The sequence below is a fragment of the Streptomyces sp. NPDC050211 genome (assembly GCF_040656035.1).
In the GTDB taxonomy this organism is placed as follows: Bacteria; Actinomycetota; Actinomycetes; order Streptomycetales; family Streptomycetaceae; genus Streptomyces.
The window spans coordinates 1-3,335 of sequence record NZ_JBFALC010000159.1; the positions used below are offsets into that span (position 1 = coordinate 1).

The 3,335-nt window shown below is 66.7% G+C and carries 3 protein-coding genes; all 3 read left to right on the plus strand.

What is annotated here, in order from left to right; genetic code table 11:
- Nucleotides 1-146: 146 nt before the first annotated feature.
- The 3 genes from AB0I98_RS49580 to AB0I98_RS49590 are packed head-to-tail and all read left to right on the plus strand — an operon-like array spanning nt 147 to nt 3,218.
- A complete protein-coding gene (locus AB0I98_RS49580; protein WP_362953092.1) occupies nt 147-836 on the plus strand; it encodes an HAD family hydrolase in 690 nt (229 codons plus the stop codon).
- 38 nt (nt 837-874) lie between these two features.
- Entirely contained in the window at nt 875-2,092 is a 1,218-nt protein-coding gene (locus AB0I98_RS49585) for an MFS transporter (RefSeq protein WP_362953094.1), read from the plus strand.
- The gene (locus tag AB0I98_RS49590; RefSeq protein WP_362953096.1) at nt 2,043-3,218 is read left to right on the plus strand and encodes an acetoin utilization protein AcuC; all 1,176 of its coding nucleotides are present in this window, start codon (nt 2,043-2,045) and stop codon (nt 3,216-3,218) included. The genes AB0I98_RS49585 and AB0I98_RS49590 overlap by 50 nt, the downstream gene beginning before the upstream one ends.
- Nucleotides 3,219-3,335: the final 117 nt, after the last annotated feature.

A 3,335-nucleotide genomic window follows, 5' to 3' on the forward strand; every position in this document is an offset into this window, starting at 1 on the left:
ACCCGGAAGCTAAGCCTTACAGCGCCGATGGTACTGCAGGGGGGACCCTGTGGGAGAGTAGGACACCGCCGAACAAAACTTGAGAAAACCCCCGTGCTATTCAGCACGGGGGTTTTCTGCGTTTGGGGCGGTTTAGGCTCGTAGGTATGCGCTATGACCTCGTGATCTTCGACAACGACGGAGTGCTCGTCGACAGCGAGCCCATCTCCAACAGGCTGCTGGCCGCCTATCTCACCGAGCTCGGGCATCCGACCTCGTATGAGGACTCCCTTCGCGACTACATGGGCGCCGCCATGCACCGCGTACACGATCTGGTGGAGGAGCGGACCGGGCGGCGGTTGCCGGCGGACTTTGATGATGTGTTTCATGCTCGGGTGTTCGCGGCGTTCGAGCGGGAGTTGAAGCCGGTGGACGGGGCCGTGGAGGTGCTCGAGAAGCTTGCGGAGGACGGGGTGCCGTACTGCGTGGCGTCGTCGGGGAGTCATGAGCGGATTCGGGTGGGGCATCGGGCGACCGGGCTGGACCGGTGGTTCGATGACGGGCGGATCTTCAGTTCGGAGGATGTGGGGCGGGGGAAGCCGGCGCCTGATCTGTTTCTGTACGCGGCCGAGCGGATGGGGGTCGCGCCGGAGCGGTGTGTGGTGGTGGAGGACAGTCCGTTGGGGGTGAAGGCGGCGGTTGCGGCCGGTATGGACGTGTATGGGTTCACCGCCATGACTCCTGTGGCGAGGCTGGCGGAGGCGACTCACCTGTTCGCCGGGATGGGGGAGTTGGCCGGCCTTCTCGCCGCTGACGCCCCTTCAGGCAAACTTGAGGGAAATTCATCTTTGGCTTGATATACCCAGCGGTAGCCCTGGGCCTTACGCTCGCCGCCATGACTGATGTGCTGCGGCGCGGTAGGGCCTCGTTGGCGTTCGGCTTCTTCGTTCAGGGTGTTGCCTTTGCGCTGCTCGTGACGCGCATCCCTGCCATCCAGGACCGGTACGGCGTCTCCGATGCGCTGCTGCCTGCCTTCCTGGCGGCTGTGCCGATTCTCGCCGGGGTCGGGAGTGTCACGACCGAGCGGCTGGTGAAGCGAATACGGCCCAGTGTGGTGCTGCGGTGGTCCCAGCCCGTGGTGCTCCTGGCGCTGCTCGGGGTCGGAGCCGGGGACCGGACGGTCGAACTGGGCATAGCGCTGGCCGCGTTCGGGCTCGCCGTGGGGGCGCTGGACGCCTCGATGAACATGCTCGGGGTGAGTCTGCAGCGGTCGTACGGGCGCAGCATCATGCTCAGCTTCCATGCCGCGTTCAGCCTGGGTGGGATTCTCGGGGCCTCGCTCGCGTGGGTGGGGGCGCACTGGGATCTGGCGCTGTTCGTGTCGTATCTGCCGGTTGTGGTGGTGCTTCTGCCGGCTGCGCTGGTGGGGAGTCGGTGGTACGTCGACGGGGTCGCGGAGGAGAAGGCGGCGGACGTCGAGGGGGGTGGGGGTGGCGGCGTCGGCTTCAAGGTGCTGTTGCCGCTGTGTCTGGTGATGACCTTCGCGTACATCGGGGACTCGACCGTCTCCAACTGGAGTGCGAAGTATCTGCAGGATGTGCTGGGGAGTTCGGAGCAGCTGGCCACCGTTCCGTACAACGTCTACATGGTGACGACGTTGGTGGGGCGGGCCCTCGGGGACTTCGGGGTGCGGCGGTTCGGGGCCGTGGTGGTCGTGCGGGGTGGGGCGGTGGTGGCTGCTGTGGGGTTTGCCGTGGTGGCTGTGGCGCCTGGGGCCTGGGTGGGGATGCTGGGGTTCACCTTGTTGGGGCTGGGGTTGTGTGTGCTGGTGCCGCAGACCTTTGCGGCGGCCGGGCGGTTGTTTCCCGGGGCTTCGGATGCGGCCATCGCTCGGCTGAATGTTTTCAACTATGTGGGGTTCTTGATCGGTTCGCCGTTGGTGGGGGCGTTGGGGGATGCCTGGAGCTATCGCGGGGCGATGCTTGTGCCGATGGTGTTGGTGCTGGTGACGTTGGTGTACGCCCGGTCGTTCGAGGGTCAACCGGACCGATACGGTGGCGGGCATGAGCGGCCGCGCACAGCTGATGTGGGACGAGGCAGTAACGGGCTATGACTTCGGTCCGGAGCATCCGATGGATCCGGTTCGGCTTGCGCTGACCCGGGGGCTGGTGAGTGCGTTCGAGCTCGACCGGGATGTGGAGGTCGTGGCGGCGAAGCCTGCCGGGGAGTCGACGTTGCGGCTGGTCCATCGGGAGGATTACATCGCCGCGGTGAAGGCGGCGTCGGAGAATCCTGGGGCGGCGGACGGGTCGTACGGGATCGGGACGATCGATGATCCGGCGTTCGCCGGGATGCATGAGGTGTCCGCGTTGATCGCCGGGCAGTCGGTGGGGGCGGCTGAGGCTGTGTGGCATGGGGATGCGCTGCATGCGGTGAACTTCGCGGGTGGACTGCATCATGCGATGCCGGGGGGTGCGTCGGGGTTCTGCATTTACAACGATGCGTCGCTGGCTATTGCGCGGTTGCTGGAATTGGGGGCCGGGCGGGTCGCGTATGTGGATGTCGATGTGCATCACGGGGATGGGGTGCAGGCGGCGTTCTGGGAGGATCCGCGGGTTTTGACGATTTCGCTGCATGAGCATCCTCGGACCTTGTTTCCGCAGACCGGGTGGGCTGAGGAGACGGGGGCGGAGGGGGTCGCTGAGGGGTCGGCGGTGAATGTGGCGTTGCCGGCGGGGACCGGGGATGCGGGGTGGTTGCGGGCGTTTCATGCGGTGGTGCCGGAGTTGATTGCGGACTTTCGGCCGCATGTGCTGGTGACTCAGCATGGGGCCGATACGCATTTCGAGGATCCGTTGGCTCATTTGGCGGTTTCGCTGGATGCGCAGCGGGCGGTGCAGGTTGCTTGTCATGAGTTGGCGCATGAGTACGCCGGGGGGAAGTGGGTCGCGTTGGGTGGGGGTGGGTACGCGGTGGTGGATGTGGTGCCGCGGTCGTGGACGCATCTGGTCGGGATTGCGGCTGGGCGGGCTGTGGAGCCTGAGGCGGTGATTCCTGAGGGGTGGCGGCGGGAGGTGTTTGCTCGTACGCGGCAGTTGGGGCCGGTGCGGATGACTGATGGGCGGTGGCCTGTGGGCTTTGCTGCGTGGGAGGCGGGGTACGACCCTGCGGATCGGTTGGATCAGGCGGTGTTGGCTACGCGGAGGGCTGTGTTTCCGTTGCGGGGGTTGTTGGCGTAGGGGGATTCGCCCCCGCCGCCCCTACCCGTCCCATCCTGAAGGGGCTCCGCCCCTCCGACCCCGCCAGGGGGCTGCGCCCCCTGGACCCCCTGCGGGGCTTCGCCCCTGCACCCCACC

Excerpts from the sequence above, each read along its gene's own strand:
- AB0I98_RS49580 (WP_362953092.1), top strand. The coding sequence starts at position 147 with ATGCGCTATGACCTCGTGATCTTCGACAACGACGGAGTGCTCGTCGAC.
- AB0I98_RS49585 (WP_362953094.1), top strand. The coding sequence starts at position 875 with ATGACTGATGTGCTGCGGCGCGGTAGGGCCTCGTTGGCGTTCGGCTTC.
- AB0I98_RS49590 (WP_362953096.1), top strand. The coding sequence starts at position 2,043 with ATGAGCGGCCGCGCACAGCTGATGTGGGACGAGGCAGTAACGGGCTAT.